Genomic DNA, 21837 nt, shown 5'->3' on the forward strand with positions numbered 1-21837 from the left:
GTACTGGACATGAAACCCCCCGAATCACCGGCACATGAGACCGTGCCGGTGGAAGAAACCGGGCGCGCCCCCTCCCCAGGGGCACGCCCGGCACACGAATCACAGGAAAGATACGCCTCAGCCCAGCCGGTTCGCCAGGTTCTTGAAGTCCGTCCAGGACAGCGCAGGCCGGCCCGGGTCCCACAGCTTCTGGATCGTGGCGCGCAGCGGCATCCTGATCCCCGCCGCCACCTGGTCCTGGGTCTGGGAGTTCGCGCGGTCGGACCAGACGGCGAAGCTCCCGCCGAGGATCTGGCCGTCGTACTTCGCGGGAACCGGTGCGGTGCCGCGGACGACGAGCGGGGTCCACTGCTCGTAGATGCGCTGCCCGGTCGGGTAGACGAAGGTCTGCGGCTCACCAAGGACGTAGTAGAGGTACTCGTCGTTGTAGTTGATGAGCTCCCGGCCCGCGCTCAGGTACTCGACGGGCGGGCGCGCGCCGAGCTCCTTGCCCGTCCAGTACGCGACCTCCAGGTCCTTGTCCGCCTGGACCGTGCCGCCACGGAAGAACCCGTCGTTCCACGCCCGTGCGGTCCGGCCGTGGCCGCGCACCACCTGGGCGCGGGCGTTGAGCCAGCCGGTGGTGAGGTCCGCGACGGTGGCGCCGGGGCCGTAGGCCTGCTTGGCGGCGGCGGCCAGCTGCGGGTAGGAGGTCGACGGGCTGGCCACGGTCAGGGCCTGGTACTCGTCGCCGCCGAGGTGCCAGTACGGGCCGGGGAAGAGACCGGTGTACTCGTTCAGCAGATCGTCGACGATGGAGGCCGCGGCGGGCTTGGAGATGTCGACGGTGCCGCGCGGGGCGGTCCCCGACACGCTGCGCAGCTGGAGGTCGGGGTGGGCGGCGATCACCGCGCCGAGGTGCCCCGGCGAGTCGATCTCGGGGACGACATGGATGTGGCGGCTCTCCGCGAGGGCGACGATGTCGCGGACGTCCGTCTTGCTGAGGTGGTCCTTGGACACGATCTCCGGGTGGGTGTCCGACTGGATACGGAAGCCCTGGTCGTCGGAGAAGTGGAGTCCCAGCTCGTTGTACTTCAGATCGCCCAGTTCCCGGATCCGGTCCTCTATCCAGGCCGCGGAGTAGGGCTTGCGCGCGATGTCGAGCATGAACCCGCGGCGCGGCTTGGCGGGCTGGTCGCGCACGACGCCCTCGGGCGCCGTACCGCCGCCGTGCACCTCCTGCTTGAGGGTGCGGGTGCCGTAGAAGACGCCCGCCTCGCCGGGCGCGGAGATGGTGACCCGGCGGTTCTTGACGGTCAGGGTGTACGACTCCGGGTCGGCGCCGCCGGTGTTCAGGCCGAGTTCGACGTCACCGTCCTTGGCCGCCGTCTGTCCGGCATACGACATTTTCAGCTCGTCGGCGAGCAGCTTTCCCTCGTCGGCGAGACCGGCGTCGTCGACGACCACGCGGGCGCCCGCCGCGGGACGCCAGCCGGGGCCGCGCGCCGGGGTGTGCTCGCGTACGGCGGGGATGGTGCGCGGGGTCTGGGAGAGGGGGTAGGTCCGGGTCGGTGTGGGAGACGGTGGGGGCGCGGCCCCGGTCCGATTCGCGGACCCGGCCGCCGTCCGGCTCGGATCGACGCTCGCCCCGGTCGGCGCGCCGGCGTCACCGGACGGCCACAGGGACACGGTCGCCACCACGGCACCCGTCACCACCGCCACGCCGACCGCTATGAGTACCGGCTGCTTCCCGTCCTGCACCGGCGCCCGTCGTCGCCTGCCCGTGCTCACCGCACCACGCCCTTCGCTTCGGTAACCGAGGCCTACGCCCTGTCCTACGCATCGAGCGCCTCGTACACCTCACGTCGTACACCCCCGGACGTTCCACGGTCCCCCTCTCCACGTCACCCGTCCACCGCAGGTTCCGAAACTCTCCCGTCCGGGTGAAATTCGGGCATCCATCGGACACCTCCCGTCAATCGTGGATAACGTGGCAGCACAACTCTCACTTGTTCCCCTGCCGCACCACACGTGACGTCCACAGGACGTCACGGCATCCCGTCGACATCCCACCGTCGAGGACCCACGCTGCCTTCGCACCGTCTTCCACGCCTCCCCGGCCAGGTCGCCCTACCCGAGCAGAAGAGCGTGCCGTCGTCCCCGGCGCGCCTGGAGCCGTTCAACTCAGCGCCCGCCGACTCCGTCGTGCGCGCGCTCCTGACCTGCTGCCGCAGCCTGCGCTGGGCCCACCGGCTGGCCGATCACCGGCCCTACCCGGACCTGGACGCCTTCCTCGCCGCGGCCGACGAGGCGGCCTACGACCTCACCCCGGCCGACCTGACCGAGGCCCTCGCGGGCGAGTCCCTCACGCTGCTCCCGGACGGCGCGTACTCCGCCGCCCATACGGCCCTGAGCGCGGCCCACGCGGCATACGAAAGCCGCTTCGGGCACGTGTTCGTCATCTGTCTGGACGACTTCTCCCCGGAGGAATCACTGGATCAGGTGCTGATCGGAATCCGATCACGATTGACAAACGATCCCGAAGAGGAGCGGCTGGTCACGGCGGAGGAGCTGCGCCGTCTGGCCAGGGGCCGCCTGACGCGCCTCCTCGGGGACGAGGGGCCCTGGGCGGTCCGGAATAGCCCGAACGTGCCTGATTGATTGCCAGTTTGATCACATAGATAGGGCCGCTGTAAACGTTCCGACAAGTCGTCGCTACGATGGCCGGGGCCGGTGGACCGTACCCGGCCGGGCCGACCGACACAGAAGCCGGCAGGCCCCAATCCCCGCTCCCGGAGGGTTCTTCCGTGCCGGCTGGAACGCTGTACCGCGGCCGGGAAGGAATGTGGTCCTGGGTGGCTCATCGAGTCACCGGCGTCCTCATCTTCTTCTTCCTGTTCGTACACGTGCTGGACACCGCTCTCGTCCGTGTCTCCCCCGAGGACTACGACAGGGTCGTGTCCACGTACAAGAATCCGATCGTCGCGCTGCTGGAGTACGGCCTCGTCGCCGCCATCCTCTTCCACGCGCTCAACGGCCTGCGCATCATCGCCGTCGACTTCTGGTCGAAGGGCCCGCGCTACCAGAAGCAGATGCTCTGGTCCGTGGTCGGTATCTGGGTCGTGCTGATGATCGGGGCCCTGTACCCGGTCCTCGGTCACGCATTCCGCGAAGTATTCGGGAGCTGACGCCGATGTCCACGACTGAGACCGCCGCTTCCGGTATCGGCCCCGTCGAGGGCGCGGGTGAGTTCTCCGCGTACAGCGTCGACAACCCGGCGCCGTTCATCGAGGCCCCGCGCAAGCGCACCAAGAAGACCCCGAAGTCCACCCGTGGCAACTTCGAGATGTACGGCTGGCTGTTCATGCGCCTGTCCGGCATCGTGCTGGTCGTCCTGGTCATCGGCCACCTGCTCATCCAGCTCGTCCTCGACGGCGGTGTCTCCAAGATCGGCTTCGCGTTCGTCGCGGGCCGCTGGGCCTCCCCGTGGTGGCAGGCCTGGGACCTCGCGATGCTCTGGCTCGCGATGCTGCACGGCGCCAACGGCCTGCGCACGGTCATCAACGACTACGCGGAGCGCGCGAACACCCGGCTGTGGCTCAAGGGCCTGCTCTACACCGCCACGGTGTTCACCATCCTGCTGGGCACGTTGGTGATCTTCACCTTCGACCCGAACATCCGCTAGGCACGGGGCTGAGGTAACCGACTCATGCAGATCCACAAGTACGACACCGTCATCGTGGGCGCCGGCGGCGCCGGCATGCGCGCCGCCATCGAGGCGACGAAGCGCAGCCGCACCGCCGTGCTGACGAAGCTCTACCCCACCCGCTCCCACACGGGCGCGGCGCAGGGCGGCATGGCCGCCGCGCTCGCCAACGTGGAGGAGGACAACTGGGAGTGGCACACCTTCGACACGGTCAAGGGCGGTGACTACCTGGTCGACCAGGACGCCGCCGAGATCCTGGCGAAGGAGGCCATCGACTCGGTCCTCGACCTGGAGAAGATGGGCCTTCCCTTCAACCGGACGCCCGAGGGCCGGATCGACCAGCGCCGCTTCGGCGGTCACTCCCGCAACCACGGCGAGGCCCCGGTCCGCCGGTCCTGCTACGCCGCGGACCGCACCGGTCACATGATCCTCCAGACGCTGTATCAGAACTGCGTCAAGGAGGGCGTGGAGTTCTTCAACGAGTTCTACGTCCTCGACCAGCTGATCGTCGAGGTCGACGGGGTCAAGCACTCGGCCGGCGTCGTCGCCTACGAGCTCGCGACCGGTGAGATCCACGTCTTCCAGGCGAAGGCCGTGATCTACGCGTCCGGCGGCACCGGCAAGTTCTTCAAGGTGACCTCCAACGCGCACACCCTGACGGGTGACGGCCAGGCGGCCGTCTACCGTCGCGGGCTGCCGCTGGAGGACATGGAGTTCTTCCAGTTCCACCCGACCGGCATCTGGCGCATGGGCATCCTGCTGACGGAGGGCGCCCGCGGTGAGGGCGGCATCCTCCGCAACAAGGACGGCGAGCGCTTCATGGAGAAGTACGCGCCGGTCATGAAGGACCTCGCGTCCCGTGACGTCGTCTCGCGCTCCATCTACACGGAGATCCGTGAGGGCCGCGGCTGCGGTCCCGAGGGTGACCACGTCTACCTCGACCTCACGCACCTCCCGCCGGAGCAGCTGGACGCCAAGCTCCCGGACATCACGGAGTTCGCGCGCACCTACCTCGGCATCGAGCCCTACACGGACCCGATCCCGATCCAGCCCACCGCGCACTACGCCATGGGCGGCATCCCGACGAACGTCGAGGGTGAGGTGCTCAGCGACAACACGACCGTCGTGCCGGGCCTGTACGCCGCCGGCGAGGTCGCCTGTGTGTCGGTGCACGGCGCCAACCGCCTCGGCACCAACTCGCTCCTGGACATCAACGTGTTCGGGCGCCGCGCGGGCATCGCCGCCGCCGAGTACTCGGCGAAGGCCGGCTATGTCGAGCTGCCCGAGGACCCGGCCTCGCAGGTCGTCTCGCAGGTCGAGCACCTGCGCGACTCCACGGGCACGGAGCGGGTCGCCACGCTGCGCCTGGAGCTGCAGGAGTGCATGGACGCCAACGTGATGGTGTTCCGCACCGAGCAGACGATCAAGACGGCGGTCGAGAAGATCGCCGAGCTGCGCGAGCGCTACCGGAACGTCTCGATCCAGGACAAGGGCAAGCGGTTCAACACCGACCTCCTCGAGGCCATCGAGCTGGGCAACCTGCTCGACCTGGCCGAGGTCATGGCCGTCTCCGCGCTCGCCCGCAAGGAGTCCCGCGGCGGTCACTACCGCGAGGACTACCCGAACCGAGACGACGTCAACTTCATGCGCCACACCATGGCGTACCGCGAGGTCGGCGACGACGGCACCGAGTCCATCCGTCTCGACTACAAGCCGGTCGTCCAGACCCGCTACCAGCCGATGGAGCGTAAGTACTGATGGCTACCCCGACCCTCGACAAGGCGGACAGCGCCGGCCAGCCCGAGGCGGGCTTCGCCGACTCGCCGTACATCACCGCCACCTTCCGCATCCGCCGCTTCAACCCCGAGGTCGCGGCGGAGGCGGTCTGGGAAGACTTCCAGCTGGAGATCGACCCGAAGGAGCGCGTCCTCGACGCCCTCCACAAGATCAAGTGGGACCAGGACGGAACCCTCACCTTCCGTCGCTCCTGCGCGCACGGCATCTGCGGCTCGGACGCCATGCGGATCAACGGCAAGAACCGCCTCGCCTGCAAGACGCTGATCAAGGACATCAACCCCGACAAGCCGATCACGGTCGAGCCCATCAAGGGTCTGACGGTCCTCAAGGACCTCGTGGTCGACATGGAGCCGTTCTTCCAGGCGTACCGCGATGTGATGCCCTTCCTCATCACGAAGGACACCAACGAGCCGACGCGCGAGCGTCTGCAGTCCGCCGAGGACCGCGAGCGTTTCGACGACACCACCAAGTGCATCCTGTGCGCGGCGTGCACGTCGTCCTGCCCGGTCTTCTGGAACGACGGCCAGTACTTCGGTCCGGCCGCCATCGTCAACGCGCACCGCTTCATCTTCGACAGCCGTGACGAAGCGGGCGAGCAGCGCCTGGAGATCCTCAACGACAAGGACGGCGTGTGGCGTTGCCGCACCACGTTCAACTGCACGGACGCCTGCCCGCGCGGTATCGAGGTCACGAAGGCGATCCAGGAAGTGAAGCGCGCGCTGATCACGCGTCGCTTCTGATCTTCCGGCCGGCCTTCCGGTCGTACGGCGCCGTGGGCCCCGTTCCCCTTGTGGGAGCGGGGCCCACAGTCGTTGACGGACCGTGTTTTTCGGCCTTTCCCGAAGCGTGCAGAACGCGCCGGGGCCCGGGCCGCCGGTAAAAGATTGCCAAGGGAAGCAATGGTTCCGTTGTGTATCGCCCCCGTCTGGGCGGGTGAAGGCGTCCAAGAGTAAAGAAAACCTCATCGATATGAGGTTCCCCTGAGGGTACGGATGGACCTTGCTCTCCGTAGTCGAATTCGCCATTGAGGGGCGATTGGCCTCTTGATAGGTTTCTCATGGGAAAGGCGCCCCGACTGACCACCGGGGGCCTTCGATCGGGACGGCCGGCGTACGCGGTAGGGAATTCTGCAGATTCCCGGATGCTCGGCGGCGCGCCCCGACGGGGGACAGGTGCAACTTCTTCTCTCCGGCCGAGCTGACCACTCTCCCGGATGAGGCCTCACTGCTTCCTGCGGCAGCCAGAGATCTGCCGCGTCATGAGCACCATCTCGCTAGCGAATCGATTCCAGGGATCCCTCACGTTTCCGGTGCGGCTTCGCCATGCCGGAAATTCCCGGAAGACCATCAAATTCCATACAGGAAGGCTCAGCATCGTGAACGCCAAGCGTGTCATAGCGGCGACCGTCATCACCGCGGTCGCCGCAACGGGGGCCGCGGGGCTCGGCGCCGCCAATGCCTCGGCAACGTCGTTGCCGCAGCAGCGGACCGCCGCCCACCACTCGGTCGCCACCGCCACCGTCGTCAACGACGGAGTCCAGCCGCAGTTCTGGCACGCCGTCGCCCAGAGCGTGGTCGCCGCCACCGCGGTCAAGGTCACCGAGGCGGCGGTCAAGGTCTCGACGAAGCTCCGGTCCTCGTCCTCCAGCGAGTCCTCCTCGTCGTCCAGCGGTGGCCCCGCCGTCAGCGCGAACGGCCTGCACGGGGTCATCCCCGGGGACGTCCAGTACGACGCCAACTGACCGCGCCGGGGCCGCGTCCCTGACCGGCCCCGGCATCCGGTGACGTACCACTCGCACACGCGCCCGGCGGTCCTCCCGGCCGCCGGGCGCACCCCTTCACCTCAGCGAAAGGGAGATGTCGCACGATGAGAGTCTTCGGGCGAGTCCCCGCGGACGCCGACGCCGGCCCGGCTCGCGCGGACGTCGACGCCGGCCCGGCCGGTGTGGACGCCGCCGGCGACCCGGCTCGCGCGGACGTCGGCAACGGCCCTCGCGCGCACGCTCACGCGGTCACGGCGCGGCTGCGGATCTGCACCTTCCTGGCCCTGCTGCCCGTGGCCCTGTACACGGCCGCCTGCCTGGTCTACAACGCGCCCGATTCTCCGGCCAAGTCCCGCATCCAGGGAGCGGTCGCCCATGTCATGCAGCCGTATTTCTGGCAGGACTGGCAGCTCTTCGGCCCCACCCCGGGCAGCAACGACGACCTCATCTACCTGACGGTGCGCCTGCGGACCGCCGGTTCCGACCAGGTCGTGCAGACCAGCCCGGTGGAAATCGAGCAGGCCATCGACCGCGCCCCGCGCGCATTCCCGCTGAATCCGACGAAGCTTCCGGGCATCCCGCTGGCATTCGACGCCGCCGCCAATCGGTACGCACGTATGGTGACGGATTTCAAAAAGCTTCCCGCGGCGCAGCGCAAGGCGGCTCAGGCCGATCTGGACAAGCAGTACGTACCGGAGTTCCAGGAAATCCAGCGCTTCCTTTCCGCACGCGCCGCCACGATGTACCCGGGGGCGGACATCGTGTCTGTCAAAGCCGCTTTCAAGACCAGGCCCATCATTCCTTTCTCGGAGCGCTATGTGACTCCGAAACCCGAAGAGAAAAGCAAGGGAATTCTGGAGACATCGTGGATGGACTACGTTCCGGGGGTGGCCCGCTGATGCGCGGATGGGCCAAGTACGGGCTGGCGCGGATCGATGCCGGGCTGCTACGGATGGCGAGCCGTGAACACCGGCTGATCGGCATCGCGCTGCTGCGGATCGTGATCGGGCTGGCGACGGTCATGTACTGCCTCGCCGACTACGGAAACCGGCGGTTCCTGTGGGGCCCCGATTCCTACAACTCGATCCACACCGCGAAGGCGGCGCTGACCCACGGCGCCTTCTCCCTCTATCTCTTCAGCCACTCCACGGTCTGGTTCGAGATCGTCTTCCACGCCACGATCCTGGTCTCCGCCGCCTTCATGGTGTGCGGCGGCAGGGTGCTGACCGTGGCCCAGGCCGTGCTGATGTGGTCGCTGCACAACCGCAACCAGGACGTGCTGGAGGGCGGTGACAACCTCGCCCAGATCCTCGTCATCTTCATGGTCTTCACCGTCTCCAACGCCTACTTCGCGCCGGGGGCCAAGGCCAGGCGCGCCGCGCTGCGGGCCCGTAGCGCCCCGTCGGCCGGCACGGTCGTGCACAACCTGGCGGCGTATCTGATCGTCTTCCAGACCGCGGTCCTGTACTTCGCCGCGGGCTACTGGAAGATCACCGGGAAGATGTGGCAGGACGGCGTCGCCATGTACTACATCAGCCGCATCACCGGTTTCCAGATGTCGTCGGCGTACGCGCACATGATGGGCAACGCCTATGTCGGCACCGCGGTCAGCTACTTCACCGTCTTCGCCGAACTGGCGCTCCCGTTCGCGATCCTGTCCGCCCGCGCCTGGGTGCGGAAGGCCAACACCCTGGCACTGGAGGGCATGCACCTGGGCATCATGGCCTGCATGGGACTGGTGTGCTTCGGGCTGCTGATGATCGGCGCGGACTGCACCTGTCTGCGGGACGAGGACTACCGGTCCCTCAAAAAGCGTGCGGTCGGAGCGACTTCGCGCCTCGCCCAGCGGCTGCGCCCCGCCGGGACCGTCGGCGCCGGACCCGCCACGGTCTCCGCGTTCGCCGCCCTCGCGCCCCGGGACGGGGCGGCCGATGCCTAGGCACGACAGCGCTGAAGCCGCCCGCGCCCTGGAGCGCTTCCTCCTGGCCGACCCCGGGCAGTGGGGCGAGCTGGCGCCGCGCGTCGTCGACGCCGTGGGCGACCGGCGGCTGCACGAAGTGGTCGGGGCGACACTCGCCCACGTGGGAGACCTGCGCTCGGTCACGGACGGCCCGGACGGGCTGGTGGTCCAGGGAACGGCGGGACGGACCCTGGCCTTCGCCGCCGCGGACGCCGGCGGACGCCTCACCAACCTCCGTCTCGCCCCCGGCCCCTACCGGCCGCCCCGGCTGCGCGTCCCGGCCGGGGCACGCATCGCCGTGGGCTGGGCCCTGTGGTGCGTACTGCTGGCCGTGCGCGTCGCGGCCTGCTGGACCGCCTCGTCGGTGACCGGCTGGTGCGGCGACGTCCTGATCGTGGCCGCCGCGTATCTCCTCATGGAGGGGCGTCTCACGCCCGCCCGGCTGCCCTGGTGGCTGCGCCGGGCCATGGAAGCGGGCGGCCCCGTGGCACTCGCCTCCGCCTGGCGGCTGCCCTCGCTGCCCGCCGGTCGCCCCGGCACGGAGCTCGTGACCGGTCTCGTCCTGCTGGGCGGTGTCGCCGGGTACCTGGTGCGGGCGCGACGCCACCGCTGGGGGGCGGAGCTGTCCGCGCCCCTGCGCTTCCCGCTGCGCGACGGCACCTGGCTCATCGCCCAGGGCGGCGGCCCCGGCCTGAACCACCACACGCCCCACCCCGAACAGCGCGGGGCGATCGACGTCATCGGCGTCGGGGCGCGCGGCGCCCGGCTGCGCTCCGGTGCGTCGCCGGACGCCTACGTGATCTACGGCGCGAAGCTGTACGCCCCGTGCGACGGGGACGTGGTCTCCGCCGCCGACGACTACGCGGACCAGGTCCCCGGCACCATCCGCTACGAACCCCCCTACGGCAACCACGTGTTCATCGACACCGGCAGTGAGCTGGTCAAACTCGCGCATCTGCGGCCCGGCACCGTGACCGTGGCCACCGGCGACCGGGTACGCGCGGGCCAACTCCTCGGCGAGGTCGGCAACTCGGGCAACACCACCGAGCCCCATCTGCACCTGCACGCCGAGCGCGACGGACTCGGCCTCGACCTCCGCTTCACCGGCATCACCGGACCGCTGCACCGGGGACGCACGCTGCGTACCTGAAGGGCCCCTGAACGCCCCTCACACCGGGGACCACCCCGCACCACCCTTGTGCCTCCCCTCGTCACGTCCGCCCGCGACTCTTCACGTCCGCCCGTGACCTCCGTACGTCCGGCCCGGACGCCCTCTCGGCTCCCCAGAAGGGCTCACCATGTCCGCACACCCGCGCATACGCCCCGGCGCGCTCACCGCCGCCGTCTGCACCGCACTCCTGGGTACGGTGCTGGCCTCGCCCGCCGCGCACGCCGCGGACCCCTCCCCGCACCGGCACACCCTGTCCGGCTCGCGTCCCGGATACGCCACCGCCGACGCGGACGCGGGCGCGGTGCCCGCCGACCAGCGCCTCACCGCCCGCCTCTACCTCGGCTCCCGCGACCCGGGCGGCCTGGCCGCGTTCCTCCGGCAGGTGACCGACCCGCACAGCCCGCACTACCGGCACTTCCTCACTCCCGCCGCCTACCAGCGGCGCTTCGCCCTCGGACCGGCCGACCACCGGGCCGTGGCCGACTGGCTGACCCGGGCCGGCCTCACCGTCACCCGGGACACCGCGCACTACGTGGACGTCTCCGGCCCCGAAAGAGCCGTACGGCAGGCGCTCGGAAGCCCCGTCCACCACTACCGCACGGCCCGGGGGACGGTCAGCGCGCCGTCCGGCGACCTCAGCGTCCCGAGCTCCCTCGGCACCGAGGTGGTGGCCGTCTCCGGGCTGTCCGCGCCCGCCGCCGCCCACCCGCAGTCCCACCGCACCACCACCCCACTGCACCCGCTGCACCCGCTGCACCCACGGCCCTCCGGCACCACCGTCACCGACGACGCCGGCGCCGTCTGTTCCCCCTCCTTCGGCGGGACCCCGGCCACCGGGCTGCCGACCGCCTACGGCGCGACGCCCACGTACGCGCCCTGCCCGTACACGCCCGCGCAGCTGCGTCACGCCTACGGAGCGGGCGGTGCCCACGCGACCGGCAAGGGCACCACCATCGCCATCGTCGACGCCTACGGCTCCCCCACCATGCCCGCCGACGCCGACCGGTACGCCCGCGCCACCGGTGACCGCCCCTTCCGTCCGGGCCAGTACCGCCAGCGGGTCACCCCTAAGGACTGGAACGTGGGCTCCGCGTGTGCGCCCCCCGCGTCCTGGGCCGGCGAGGAGGCCCTGGACGTCGACATGGCCCACGGTCTGGCCCCCGACGCGCACGTCCTCTACATGGGCGCCGACTCCTGTCTCGACGCCGACCTCATGGACGCCGAGGCCACCGTCATCGACCACCGCCTGGCCGACTCCATCTCCAACTCCTGGGCCGAGATCATCCACTCCGACCCGGGACATCTGACCCCGGACCTCGTGAACGCCTGGAACCTGCTGTTCGAGCAGGCCGCCGCGGAGGGCATCGGGGTGTACTTCGCCGCCGGGGACTGCGGCGACTCCTCGCCCGGCGCCGCAGAGACCGGCGTCAACTGCGACCCGAAGACCACCGCCGCCCAGGCGGACTTCCCCAGCGGCTCCCCCTGGGTCACCTCCGTCGGAGGCACCACCCTGGCCCTCGACCGGCACGGGAACTACGCCTGGGAGACCAGCATGGGCGACGAGCTGTCGGTCCTCACCGACAGCACCTCCGCCGCCCGTTCATCCGCCGCCCGTTCATCCGCCTCCGGGGCATCCGGCAAGGCCTGGGGCCCCCTCCCCGGAGTGTTCGCGTTCGGCGGCGGAGGCGGCCCCAGCGACTTCCCGCAGCCCTGGTACCAGCACGGGCACACACCCGCGCGCAGCAACGGCACCCCGGCGCGGCGCACCACCCCCGACGTGGCCATGGAGGGCGACGGCGCGCTGCCCGTCCTGGTGGGGCTCACCGACGGCGGCACCTTCCAGCTCGTGGGCTTCGGCGGCACCTCCGCCGCCACCCCCGCCTTCGCCGCGCTCCAGGCCGACGCCCAGCAGGAGACCGGTCGTCCGCTGGGCTTCGCCAACCCGCTGCTGTACGCGCTCGGCGGCAGTCCGGTCTTCCGCGACGTCACCGACCACCCCGCCGCCGCGGGCAGTGGCCCGCTCACCGTCGTCCGCGACTACGGCCCCTCGCCGACGGCCCAGGCCCCGTCCGACGACCAGCAGCGCTACGTCCTCTACGCCCTGGGCCGCGACTACGGCCTGCACGCCGTCCCCGGCTACGACGACGCCACCGGCCTCGGTTCCCCCTCCCCCGCCTATCTGCGGTGGATGCGGCGTACCGGCGGCATCCCGCGGTGACACCGGACGCCATCGTGGTGGGATCGGGGCCCAACGGTCTCGCGGCCGCCGTGGTCCTGGCCCGGCGCGGGCTCGCCGTGACCGTCCTGGAGGCGGCCGACACACTCGGCGGCGGCACCCGGACCAGCGAACTGACCCTGCCCGGGCTGCTCCACGACCACTGCGCGGCCGTCCACCCGATGGCGCTCGCCTCGCCCTTCCTGCGGTCCCTCGGCCTGGAGCGGCACGGCCTGGAGTGGCGGCGGCCCGAGATCGACCTCGCCCATCCGCTCGACCACGGCCCCGCGGCCGTCCTGCGCCGGTCCCTGGAGGCCACCGCACGCTCCCTCGGCCCGGACGGAGCCGCGTGGGAGCGGCTGTTCGGGCCGCTGACGTACCAGTACGACTCCCTCGCGGCGGAGTTGCTGCGCCCACCGCTGCGGCTGCCCCGGCATCCCCTCCCCCTGGCCCGGTTCGCACTGCACGCGGCGCTCGGCGCCACCGCCGTCGCGCGACGCTGGCGCACGCCGGGCGCCCGCGCCCTGTTCGCCGGCGTCGCCGCGCACGCGATGGCGCCCCTGACCGCGCCGGGCAGCGCCGCCATCGGCCTCATGCTGACCGCGGCGGCGCACCGGCACGGCTGGCCCGTGGCGCACGGCGGCTCAGGGGCCGTCACCCGTGCCCTGGCGGCGTGCCTGGCCGAACTCGGTGGCACCGTGGAGACCGGCGTCCGGGTGCGGTCGCTGGCCGAACTGCCGCCCGCCCGCGTCACCTTGCTGGACGTCGCGCCGCGTGCCGCCGTGGCGCTGTGCGGCGACCGGCTGCCCGCCCGCACCCGCCGCGCGTACGCCCGCTGGCGGCACGGGCCCGCCGCCTTCAAGGTCGACCTGGCCGTCGAGGGCGGTGTGCCCTGGCGCGACGAGGCCTGCCGCCGGGCCGGGACCGTCCACCTGGGCGGCACGCTGGAAGAGGTCGTGGACGCCGAACGGGCCGTGACGCGCGGGCGGATGCCGGAGCGTCCCTTCGTGCTGGTGTCCCAGCAGTACCTCGCCGACCCGGTCCGCTCGGCGGGAGACGTGCACCCCGTCTGGGCGTACGCGCACGTCCCGCACGGGTACGACGGCGACGCCACCGAAGCCGTACTCGACCGGATCGAGTCCTTCGCACCGGGCCTGCGGGAACGCGTGGTCGCCCGTGCGTCGATGTCCGCGTCCCGGCTGGAGGCCTACAACGCCAACTACGTGGGCGGTGACATCCTCACCGGCGCCAACACCCCGCGCCAGCTGGTCCTGCGCCCCCGCGCGGCCCTCGATCCCTACGACACCGGCATCCCCGGCGTCTTCCTCTGCTCGGCGGCGACCCCGCCCGGCCCCGGCGTGCACGGCATGTGCGGCTACCACGCGGCGCGCTCGGCCTTGCACCACCTGGGGGACCCGCACGGTCAGCCACCGGGTTCCCGGCGCGACCCGTACCTAATCTGATGGCATGTCAGATGATGTGTCGTACGAGCTGCTCGGCTTCGACAACGTACTGCTGCCCGTAGGGAACCTCGGCGTCGCGGTGGAGTTCTACGGGCGGGCGGGCATTCCGGTGGCGTTCCGCCTGGACGAGGCCGGGATCGCGCTGCTGAAGGTGGGCAAGGACACGCCGGGACTGCTGCTGCGACTGGAGGAGGAGCTCGGCCTCCGGCCTCCCCTGTGGGCCTCGGCGCGGGTGTGGCTGGAGGTCCGGGACGCGCGGGCCACGGCCGACGCGCTGGCCTCGGCGGGCATCCAGCCGCTCGCCCCCGTCTTCCCGGTCGCCACCGGCTGGACCGTCGAGATCGCCGACCCCTGGGGCAACGTCATCGGCTTCACGGACTACGGCAAGCGGCCCGAGCTGGGCCGCCGTCAGGCGTGACCCCCCTCACTCCGCCCGGCCTCGCTCCACCCTGACTTGAACATGTTCAAAAGCAGGTCTACATTCCTTCTCGACAGCGTTTTGAACGCGTTCAAGAAGGGGTGGGGACATGGACCTCACGGTCGTCGCGTACGTCATCTATCTGCTGGTCAGCATCGCGCTGACGGTCTGGGTGGCACGCACACTGAGCCACAACGGACGGATCTTCCTCGCCGACGTGCTGCACGGGAACGAGAAGCTCGCCGACGCCGTCAACCACCTCCTGGTGGTGGGCTTCTACCTCGTCAACCTGGGCTTCGTCGCGCTCTATCTGAACGGCGACGACGGCGAGATCACCGACACCCGCGGGATCTTCGAGGCCCTGTCGACCAAGCTCGGCGTCGTCCTGCTCGTCCTCGGGGTCATGCACCTCGGCAACGTGTACGTGCTCAACAAGATCCGGCGGCGGGGCGTCATGGAGCGGGAGCAGCTGCCGCCCGTCGCGCCGACGGACTGGGTCGCGCCGGCGGCCGGGGCGTGAGCACCATGACCGGCCTCAAGGCCACCCGTGACCGGGACGCCGCGCGCGTCCCGGTCCTCGGGCTCACCGTCCTCTACGACGCCTCGTGCTCGCTGTGCACCTTTCTGCGCGACTGGCTGGGCAAGCAGCCCCAGCTGGTGCCGCTGCGGCTCGTGCCGGCCGGTTCCGAGCAGGCCAGGGCGCTCTTTCCCGCCCTCGACCACCGGGCCACCCTCGACGAGATCACCGTCGTCGGGGACGGCGGTCAGGTCTATCGCGGGGCCGGCGCCTGGGTCGTCTGCCTGTGGGCGCTGCGCGAGCACCGGCCGCTCGCCCACCGGCTGAGCACCCCCGCCGGGGCCCGGCTCGCCAAGGGCGCGATGCTCGCCGCCGCGAAGTGGCGCTCCGCGCACGCCCCGCAGGGGTGGGGCGGGGGCGCGTACCGGCGGGGCGACGGGTGGGTGTACGAGCCGAGCATCGGGTGGACGTACGAGCCTCCCGGCTGTGACAGCGACTCCTGTTCGACTCGTTAGGCTCTGTTCCCGTGCCAGCACCGACAGACAGCCCCGGCCCGGACGACCCGAGCGCGCCAGGAAGGGCCCAGGAAAAGAGTCCCGCCAAGAGCGAGCAGACCCGCGCCCTGATCCTGGAGACCGCGCTGCGGCTGTTCCAGGAGCGGGGGTACGACAAGACCACCATGCGGGCGATCGCCCAGGAGGCCGGGGTCTCCGTCGGCAACGCGTACTACTACTTCGCCGGCAAGGAGCACCTCATCCAGGGGTTCTACGACCGGATCGGCGCCGAGCACCAGGCGGCGATCCGGCCGGTCCTGGAGCGCGAGAAGGATCTGGAGGCGCGGATCGCGGGGGTGCTGAAGGCGTGGCTGGACGTGGCGGAGCCGTACCACGAGTTCGCGGCGCAGTTCTTCAAGAACGCCGCCGATCCGGAGAGCCCGCTCAGTCCCTTCTCCCCCGACTCGGCGGGCCCGCGCGAGGAGGCCATCGCCATACACCGGGAGGTGCTCGCCGGTTCGAAGGCGAAGGTTCCCGAGGAGCTGAGGGACGTCCTGCCCGAGCTGATGTGGCTGTCGCAGATGGGGCTCGTCCTGTACTGGGTCTTCGACCGTACGGAGGGGCGCGAACGCAGCTACCGGCTCGCCGAGCGCGGCGCCCGCATCACCACCCGGGGCGTCTCACTGGCCCGCTTCCGCGTCCTGCGCCCGCTCGTCCACGAGGTGCACGAGCTGTTCACGGACTTCCTGCCGGGGATGACGAAGATGCTGCCGGATCCGGGGCGGGGCTCCACGAGCGGGTGACGCCGGTGATACGGGGCATGGGGGAGGGATGCGGCCTACGATGATGTTCTCGACACCAGCCCATGGGAGGCACGTGATGTCCGCAGCAGGTGTCGAGCGACCGCACGAGGACCGGCCGCTGATCGCCGAGGCGAACCGGCTCATGGACCGCAATCCGGGGTACCGCGTCGAGATCATCGGAGGCTCGATCACCGTGACCCCGCCCGCCAACGGTTCCCACGCCCGCGCTCTGTCCAGGTTGAGGCGCCCCTTCGTCGCCGCCGGTCTGGACGGCGACAAAACCGAGGTACTCGAAGGACTCGGGCTCTGGCTCCCGACCGGTGCCGAGGACTATGCGATCCCCGATCTCGCAGTCGTCGACGTCGACTTTGAAGATCACCTCGTCGAGAACAACTGCTACGACCCGATCGCGTTCCGTCTCGTCCTGGAGGTCACCTCCAGCAACTACGAGAACGATCTCCGCGACAAGCTCAGCGCTTACGCCAAGGCCAAGATCCCGGTCTACGTGATCGTCGACCGCAAGCACCAGCGTCTCCACGTCCTCACCGACCTCTCCGGAGACGCGTACGCGACCCACCGCGTCCACGCCCCCGGCGAAATCGTCGCCCTGCCCGACTCAATCGGGGCCAAGGTCACTCTGGATGTGGAACAGATCCTCAAGGCCGGGCAGCCGAAGGCTAGTTGACGGCGTCCACCTCCCCCTCCGTCAACTCCAGGTCGTGCACCAGCGGTTCGTCGGTCACGATGACGTGCCGGGCGCGGGCGCCGTACGACGAGGCCGTCGCCGACAGCAGATACGTGCCCGGAGCCGGCACCGAGACGATGTACGAACCGTCCGCCAGTGACGTCACCCGGTCCAGCTGACGCCCGCCCTTGCTGAGCAGGGTGAGGACCGCCCCGTCGACCGGCGCGCCCTCCGCGTCGCGGACGAAGCCGTGCACGACCGTCGGTCCTCCCGCCGAGGCCCGCGGCAGCGACTCCGCCTCCTCGGCCGGCTCCACCGCCAGGTGCGGCAACCGCTTCTCCAGACCCGCCGGCAGCCACCAGTTGGACTTGCCCAGCAGATGCATCGCGGCCGGCACCAGCGCCGTACGGAGGATGAACGCGTCCAGCGCGACCGCCGCCGCGAGGCCCACACCCGCCATCGCCGCCCCCGAGTCGCCGCTGAGGACGAAGGCGAGGAAGACGCAGACCATGATCAGGGCGGCGGAGTTGATGACACGGCTGGTCTCCGCGAGGCCGACCCGGACCGCCCGCGCGTTGTCCTTCGTGTGCACCCACTCCTCGTGCATCCGGCTCACCAGGAACACCTGGTAGTCCATCGAGAGGCCGAAGAGCAGGGAGAGCATGATGACGGGCAGGAAGGCGTTGATCGGGCCCTCCTTGCCGAGGCCCAGCAGGCTCAGACCCCAGCCCCACTGGAAGATCGCGACGAGGACGCCGAAGGACGCGGCGGCCGCGATCAGGTTCATCAGGGCGGCGGTCAGGGGCACCACCAGGGAGCGGAAGGCGACCATCAGCAGCAGGAAGCCCAGGCCGATGATGGTGGCGATGAACAGCGGCAGCCGGTCACCTGTGACGGTCGAGAAGTCCTTGGAGATCGCCGTCACACCGCCGACGTGCGCCTGCGCCCCCGCCTCCGGGATCACCTTGTCCCGCAGGGTGTCGATGAGCTGGTCCGTCTTCTCGGACTGCGGTGACGTGGTCGGTACGACCTGGATCACCGTGACGCCCTGCGCGGGCGGCAGCGCCGCGACCTGGGCGACGCCGTCGGTCGCGCGGATGCCCTGCACCAGCTTGTTCGTGTCGCCGCTGGTGGAGACCACCTGGAGCGGGCCGTTGAAGCCGGGTCCGAAGCCCTCCGCGAGGAGGTCGTACGCCTTCCGGGTCGTCGTCGACGCGTCGTCGTTGCCCTGGTCGGTCGCGCCGAGCCGCAGTGACAGCACCGGGATCGCGAGGATCGCCATGACGACGAGGGCCATCACGGCGACCGAGCGCGGCCGCTTCTGGACGCTCGCCGACCAGCGCGCCGCGAGACCGCTGGACCGCTCCGGCTCGGGGCCATCGGCGGCCAGCTTGCGCCGCTGGCGGCGGCTGAGCACCCGGGAGCCGAGGAAACCGAGCAGCGCGGGCAGCAGCGTGACCGCCGCGAGCACGCTGAACACGACGGTGAGCGAGGTGCCGATGACCACGCCGTCCAGGAAGCGCAGGTTCGTCACGAGCATCCCGGCGAGCGCGATGCACACCGTGCCGCCCGCGAACAGCACCGCGCGGCCCGAGGTGTTGAGGGCGGTGACCGCCGACTCCTCCGGGTCCATGCCGCGCAGGATGCCGCGCCGGTGCCGGGTGACGATGAACAGCGCGTAGTCGATGCCGACACCGAGGCCGATCAGCGTGGCGAGCAGTGGAGCCAGGTCGGGCACCGACGTCACATGGCTGAGCAGCTGGGTGGAGAACAGGCCCGTGCCCACCCCGAAGATGGCGATGCCGATCGGGAGCAGCATCGCGAAGAGCGAGCCGAAGGCGAGGAAGAGGACGACCGCCGCGGCCAGGATGCCGATCATCTCGGCGAGTCCGGTGGGCGGTTCCTGGACGCGCTGGATCGCCTGACCACCCAGCTCGACGTGCAGACCGCCGCTTCGGGCGCCCTGTGCGGTGTCGACCACGTCCTGCACCAGCTGCTTGGGCACCGCGTTCGCCTGCTCGGCGAAGGTGATCTGGGCGTAGGCGATCTTGCCGTTGGCGCTGATCTGCGCCGCGCCCCGGTCGCCCGTGTACGGGCCGGTGACGCCGCCGACCCCCGCCATCTTGCCGATCTTCTCCAGCGCGGGCTGGATCCGGGACTGTACGGACTGGTCCCGGACGGTTCCCGTGTCGACCTTCCACACCACCGTGTCGGTGTCGCCCGCGCGCTCCGGGAAGGCCTTCTCCATCTGGTCGTACGCGCGCTTGGAGTCCGTGTTCGGAAGGGAGAAGACGTTCGCGTAATCCGTGCCCGCGGTCGAGGCCGCGGCCCCGAGCCCGAGCAGTGCCCCCACCCACAGCAACAGGACCACCAGCCGGTGCCGATAGCACCACCGTGCCAATGTCGCCACGCTCAACGCTCCTTAGTCGACCGGTCATCCGGTCGTTCGGTTGTCGGTTGGTCCCCCAGGTCCTGGGACCAACCATCGACCGGCACGCTCGAGCGACGACACAGACCGCCCATGACTCTCAAGGAACTCCAAAGGGGGAGCCGCCCCCTGGCGCGACCCGCGTGCGGATACTGGGGGCATGACCGCTCACGAGGGGGCCACCGTTCTCGTCGTCGAGGACGAGCCGAGCATCGCGGACGTCCTCGCCATCGCGCTGCGCTACCACCGCTTCGAGGTGATGACCGCGGGCACCGTCCGTCAGGCGCTCACGCTCGCCGAACGCACCCGGCCCGACGCAGCGCTGCTCGACGTGATGCTGCCGGACGGCGACGGCCGGGCGCTCGGCCGTGAACTGCGCCTGCGCCGACCCGGCCTGGCGATCGTCTTCCTCACCGCGCGGGACGCGCCCGCCGAGATCGTCGGCGCGCTCGGGTTCGGCGACGACTACATCACCAAGCCGTTCAACATCGACGAGGTCGTCGCCCGGATCACGGCCGTACTGCGCCGCACACGCCCCGACGACGTCCTTCCCCAGCGCCCGCCCCTTCGCTACGGCGAACTCGAACTGGACGAGACGACGTACTCCGTGCACCGCGGGGACCGCACGGTGGAGCTCACCCCCACCGAGTACGCCCTGCTGCGCTTCCTCGTCCGCAACGGCGGCCGGATCGTGCCCAAGGAACAACTCCTGCGGCACGTCTGGCAGTACGAACACTCCGCCGAGTCGACCGTCGTCGAGACGTACATCAGCTATCTGCGCCGCAAACTCGAACCCCTCGGCCCACCGGTGATCCAGACCCGCCGGGGCGTCGGATACGGCCTCGCATGACCCCGGCGTCCCCGGACCCCGTGGTCGCCGCGGCGCATGCGGAGCCCTCCCCCCGCGCGGAGCCCGCGTCCCGGACCGAGCTCGCCCTCTGTGCGGGGATTCCCGCGTACGTGGGTGCGCGGCGCCCCCGGCGTCACCACGGGGTCCACTCCTTGCGCGGCAAGCTGACGCTCGCGAACGTGGCGTTGCTGGCGCTGGGCATCATCGTGGCGACCGCCGTCAGCCTGATGGGCATGCGGCACTACCTGCTCGACCAGGTCGACACGGAACTGTCCAAGACGCGGGAGTCGCTGACCGGTTCGCGGCTCACCCTCCACCAGATCGACTCGCTCACCGCGCTCGCCTTCGTACGCGAGCGGATGGTCCCCGGCGCGGACCGGTCCGACAAGCCGGACTCGATCTTCGCGGCGGTGGACGGCCACGGGACCCCCCTCAGCGTCGGCGGTTTCAAACCCACCGACATCCAGCGCGCGCTGGTCGCCGCGGTGGACGACCCGAGCGCCCTCGCGCACGACCCCGCCCTGCGCGACACCACCGTGCACGGCGCCTCCTACCGGGTCACCGGGGCCCGGCTCGACGACGGCACGTACGTGCTGCTCGCCGCCTCCACCGACGCCCTGCACAAGGGCATCGCCAAGGCCCTCAAGCTCGATCTGGGCATCGGCACTCTGCTGTTGTCGCTGCTCGCGGCGCTGACGATGATCAGCGTGAGCCGCCGGATGCGGCCACTGGAGGACATGGTGGAGACCTCGTCCGCCATCGCCGAGGGAGACCTCACCCGGCGCGTGCCCTCCAGCCACCATCCGACCCAGGAGGTCGAACAGCTGCGGCTCGCCCTCAACTCCATGCTCCACCAGGTGGAATCGGCGTACCGGACCCGCGAGCGCAGCGCGGCGCAGCTGCGCCGGTTCGTCGCGGACGCCTCGCACGAGCTGCGCACCCCGCTGTCGGCGATCCGGGGCTACCTCCAGCTGTACGAGAAGGGGATGCTGCGCGAGCCCGGTGAGCGCCGGCGGGCCTGGGACCGGATGAACGCCGAGGCCGACCGCATGGGACGCCTCGTGGACGAACTGCTCATCCTGGCCCGCCTCGACCAGAGCCCCGAACTGCGTTTCAGGAACGTCGACCTGAGCCGTCTCGTACGGGACGCGGCCGAGGATCTGCGGGCCCAGCAGCCCGGACGTCCGGTGACCGTGGGCGCCGACGGGACACTGCTGGTGCTCGCCGACGAGTCGGGGCTGCGGCAGGTGCTGGGCAACCTGGTGGCCAACGTACGCACCCACACGCCCGCCGACGTGCCGGTGCGGCTCGGTCTCGAACGGGAGGACGGGACCGTACGGCTGTGCGTCGCGGACCAGGGGCCCGGGCTGACGGAGGAGGACGCGGCGCGCATCTTCGACCGGTTCTTCCGGGCGGGCGGTGGTGCGGGCAGCGGGCTGGGGATGGCGATCGTGCAGGGAGTGGTGGCCGCGCACGGGGGTGACGTGGCGGTACGGACGGCGCCGGGAGCGGGGCTCGAGGTCACGGTGACGCTTCCGGCGCGGTGAGCTGCTTTAACAAGCACAGTGAGGTGCTTGAACAAGCTCAGT

At 70.6% G+C, this 21837-nt stretch carries 20 protein-coding genes; 18 read left to right on the top strand and 2 right to left on the bottom strand.

Annotated elements, in window-relative coordinates; translation table 11 throughout:
• Positions 1 to 117: 117 nt before the first annotated feature.
• Complete coding sequence (locus ACIRA5_RS11985) at positions 118 to 1770, bottom strand: glycoside hydrolase family 20 protein (protein WP_403689921.1); 1653 nt, start codon at positions 1768 to 1770, stop codon at positions 118 to 120.
• Between the two features lie 357 nt (positions 1771 to 2127).
• Here ACIRA5_RS11985 and ACIRA5_RS11990 point away from each other — a divergent pair, with 357 nt between their 5' ends.
• From ACIRA5_RS11990 to ACIRA5_RS12065, 16 genes are all read left to right on the top strand, one after another.
• Entirely contained in the window at positions 2128 to 2640 is a 513-nt protein-coding gene (locus tag ACIRA5_RS11990; RefSeq protein WP_403689923.1) for a 2-oxo-4-hydroxy-4-carboxy-5-ureidoimidazoline decarboxylase, read from the top strand.
• 146 nt (positions 2641 to 2786) lie between these two features.
• Entirely contained in the window at positions 2787 to 3167 is a 381-nt protein-coding gene (gene sdhC, locus ACIRA5_RS11995) for a succinate dehydrogenase, cytochrome b556 subunit (RefSeq protein WP_079064942.1), read from the top strand.
• Positions 3168 to 3172: 5 nt separating this feature from the next.
• Positions 3173 to 3664 (top strand): succinate dehydrogenase hydrophobic membrane anchor subunit, encoded by a 492-nt coding sequence (locus ACIRA5_RS12000; RefSeq protein ID WP_054233701.1) that lies wholly within the window; start codon positions 3173 to 3175, stop codon positions 3662 to 3664.
• Between the two features lie 24 nt (positions 3665 to 3688).
• Positions 3689 to 5443, top strand: a complete 1755-nt coding sequence (gene sdhA / locus ACIRA5_RS12005; protein ID WP_403689926.1) for a succinate dehydrogenase flavoprotein subunit — start codon at positions 3689 to 3691, stop codon at positions 5441 to 5443.
• On the top strand, positions 5443 to 6222 hold the full coding sequence (locus ACIRA5_RS12010) for a succinate dehydrogenase iron-sulfur subunit (RefSeq protein ID WP_075028383.1): 780 nt from the start codon (positions 5443 to 5445) through the stop codon (positions 6220 to 6222). Before sdhA ends, ACIRA5_RS12010 begins: the two co-directional genes overlap by 1 nt.
• 635 nt (positions 6223 to 6857) lie before the next feature.
• A complete protein-coding gene (locus ACIRA5_RS12015) occupies positions 6858 to 7223 on the top strand; it encodes a hypothetical protein (protein WP_067366680.1) in 366 nt (121 codons plus the stop codon).
• A gap of 203 nt (positions 7224 to 7426) precedes the next feature.
• Positions 7427 to 8143, top strand: coding sequence for a DUF5819 family protein (locus ACIRA5_RS12020; RefSeq protein ID WP_403689930.1), 717 nt, complete (start codon positions 7427 to 7429; stop codon positions 8141 to 8143).
• A complete protein-coding gene (locus ACIRA5_RS12025; protein ID WP_403689932.1) occupies positions 8143 to 9183 on the top strand; it encodes a hypothetical protein in 1041 nt (346 codons plus the stop codon). Before ACIRA5_RS12020 ends, ACIRA5_RS12025 begins: the two co-directional genes overlap by 1 nt.
• Complete coding sequence (locus ACIRA5_RS12030; protein ID WP_403689935.1) at positions 9176 to 10354, top strand: M23 family metallopeptidase; 1179 nt, start codon at positions 9176 to 9178, stop codon at positions 10352 to 10354. Before ACIRA5_RS12025 ends, ACIRA5_RS12030 begins: the two co-directional genes overlap by 8 nt.
• Positions 10355 to 10502: 148 nt before the next feature.
• Positions 10503 to 12593, top strand: coding sequence for a protease pro-enzyme activation domain-containing protein (locus tag ACIRA5_RS12035; protein WP_403689937.1), 2091 nt, complete (start codon positions 10503 to 10505; stop codon positions 12591 to 12593).
• A complete protein-coding gene (locus tag ACIRA5_RS12040; RefSeq protein ID WP_403689940.1) occupies positions 12590 to 14053 on the top strand; it encodes a phytoene desaturase family protein in 1464 nt (487 codons plus the stop codon). Before ACIRA5_RS12035 ends, ACIRA5_RS12040 begins: the two co-directional genes overlap by 4 nt.
• A 4-nt stretch (positions 14054 to 14057) precedes the next feature.
• Positions 14058 to 14471, top strand: a complete 414-nt coding sequence (locus ACIRA5_RS12045) for a VOC family protein (RefSeq protein WP_403689942.1) — start codon at positions 14058 to 14060, stop codon at positions 14469 to 14471.
• Between the two features lie 109 nt (positions 14472 to 14580).
• Entirely contained in the window at positions 14581 to 14991 is a 411-nt protein-coding gene (locus ACIRA5_RS12050; RefSeq protein ID WP_067366694.1) for a hypothetical protein, read from the top strand.
• Positions 14992 to 14996: 5 nt separating this feature from the next.
• On the top strand, positions 14997 to 15503 hold the full coding sequence (locus ACIRA5_RS12055; RefSeq protein WP_403690695.1) for a thiol-disulfide oxidoreductase DCC family protein: 507 nt from the start codon (positions 14997 to 14999) through the stop codon (positions 15501 to 15503).
• 11 nt (positions 15504 to 15514) lie between these two features.
• Positions 15515 to 16285 carry a TetR/AcrR family transcriptional regulator gene (locus ACIRA5_RS12060; protein ID WP_403689946.1) on the top strand — a complete coding sequence of 257 codons (771 nt, stop codon included), beginning with the start codon at positions 15515 to 15517 and terminating at the stop codon, positions 16283 to 16285.
• A 76-nt stretch (positions 16286 to 16361) separates the two neighbouring features.
• Positions 16362 to 16970 (top strand): Uma2 family endonuclease, encoded by a 609-nt coding sequence (locus tag ACIRA5_RS12065; protein WP_403689949.1) that lies wholly within the window; start codon positions 16362 to 16364, stop codon positions 16968 to 16970.
• Here ACIRA5_RS12065 and ACIRA5_RS12070 read toward each other — a convergent pair.
• Positions 16963 to 19371, bottom strand: coding sequence for an MMPL family transporter (locus tag ACIRA5_RS12070; protein WP_403690696.1), 2409 nt, complete (start codon positions 19369 to 19371; stop codon positions 16963 to 16965). The two genes, ACIRA5_RS12065 and ACIRA5_RS12070, sit on opposite strands and share 8 nt — an antisense overlap.
• Positions 19372 to 19558: 187 nt before the next feature.
• Between ACIRA5_RS12070 and ACIRA5_RS12075 the strand changes: the two genes are divergently transcribed.
• Together ACIRA5_RS12075 and ACIRA5_RS12080 are read left to right on the top strand one after the other, a co-directional pair.
• A complete protein-coding gene (locus tag ACIRA5_RS12075) occupies positions 19559 to 20248 on the top strand; it encodes a response regulator transcription factor (RefSeq protein ID WP_403689952.1) in 690 nt (229 codons plus the stop codon).
• Positions 20245 to 21795, top strand: a complete 1551-nt coding sequence (locus tag ACIRA5_RS12080; protein ID WP_403689955.1) for an ATP-binding protein — start codon at positions 20245 to 20247, stop codon at positions 21793 to 21795. Before ACIRA5_RS12075 ends, ACIRA5_RS12080 begins: the two co-directional genes overlap by 4 nt.
• Positions 21796 to 21837: the final 42 nt, after the last annotated feature.

This window comes from Streptomyces sp. NPDC096311, assembly GCF_044763085.1.
GTDB lineage: Bacteria > Actinomycetota > Actinomycetes > Streptomycetales > Streptomycetaceae > Streptomyces.

Coding starts and splice junctions, on each gene's coding strand:
- ACIRA5_RS12025 (WP_403689932.1), top strand. CDS start 8,143: ATGCGCGGATGGGCCAAGTACGGGCTGGCGCGGATCGATGCCGGGCTG.
- ACIRA5_RS12065 (WP_403689949.1), top strand. CDS start 16,362: ATGTCCGCAGCAGGTGTCGAGCGACCGCACGAGGACCGGCCGCTGATC.
- ACIRA5_RS12050 (WP_067366694.1), top strand. CDS start 14,581: ATGGACCTCACGGTCGTCGCGTACGTCATCTATCTGCTGGTCAGCATC.
- sdhA (WP_403689926.1), top strand. CDS start 3,689: ATGCAGATCCACAAGTACGACACCGTCATCGTGGGCGCCGGCGGCGCC.
- ACIRA5_RS12080 (WP_403689955.1), top strand. CDS start 20,245: ATGACCCCGGCGTCCCCGGACCCCGTGGTCGCCGCGGCGCATGCGGAG.
- ACIRA5_RS12030 (WP_403689935.1), top strand. CDS start 9,176: ATGCCTAGGCACGACAGCGCTGAAGCCGCCCGCGCCCTGGAGCGCTTC.
- ACIRA5_RS12010 (WP_075028383.1), top strand. CDS start 5,443: ATGGCTACCCCGACCCTCGACAAGGCGGACAGCGCCGGCCAGCCCGAG.
- ACIRA5_RS12035 (WP_403689937.1), top strand. CDS start 10,503: ATGTCCGCACACCCGCGCATACGCCCCGGCGCGCTCACCGCCGCCGTC.
- ACIRA5_RS12000 (WP_054233701.1), top strand. CDS start 3,173: ATGTCCACGACTGAGACCGCCGCTTCCGGTATCGGCCCCGTCGAGGGC.
- ACIRA5_RS12045 (WP_403689942.1), top strand. CDS start 14,058: ATGTCAGATGATGTGTCGTACGAGCTGCTCGGCTTCGACAACGTACTG.
- ACIRA5_RS12075 (WP_403689952.1), top strand. CDS start 19,559: ATGACCGCTCACGAGGGGGCCACCGTTCTCGTCGTCGAGGACGAGCCG.
- ACIRA5_RS12055 (WP_403690695.1), top strand. CDS start 14,997: ATGACCGGCCTCAAGGCCACCCGTGACCGGGACGCCGCGCGCGTCCCG.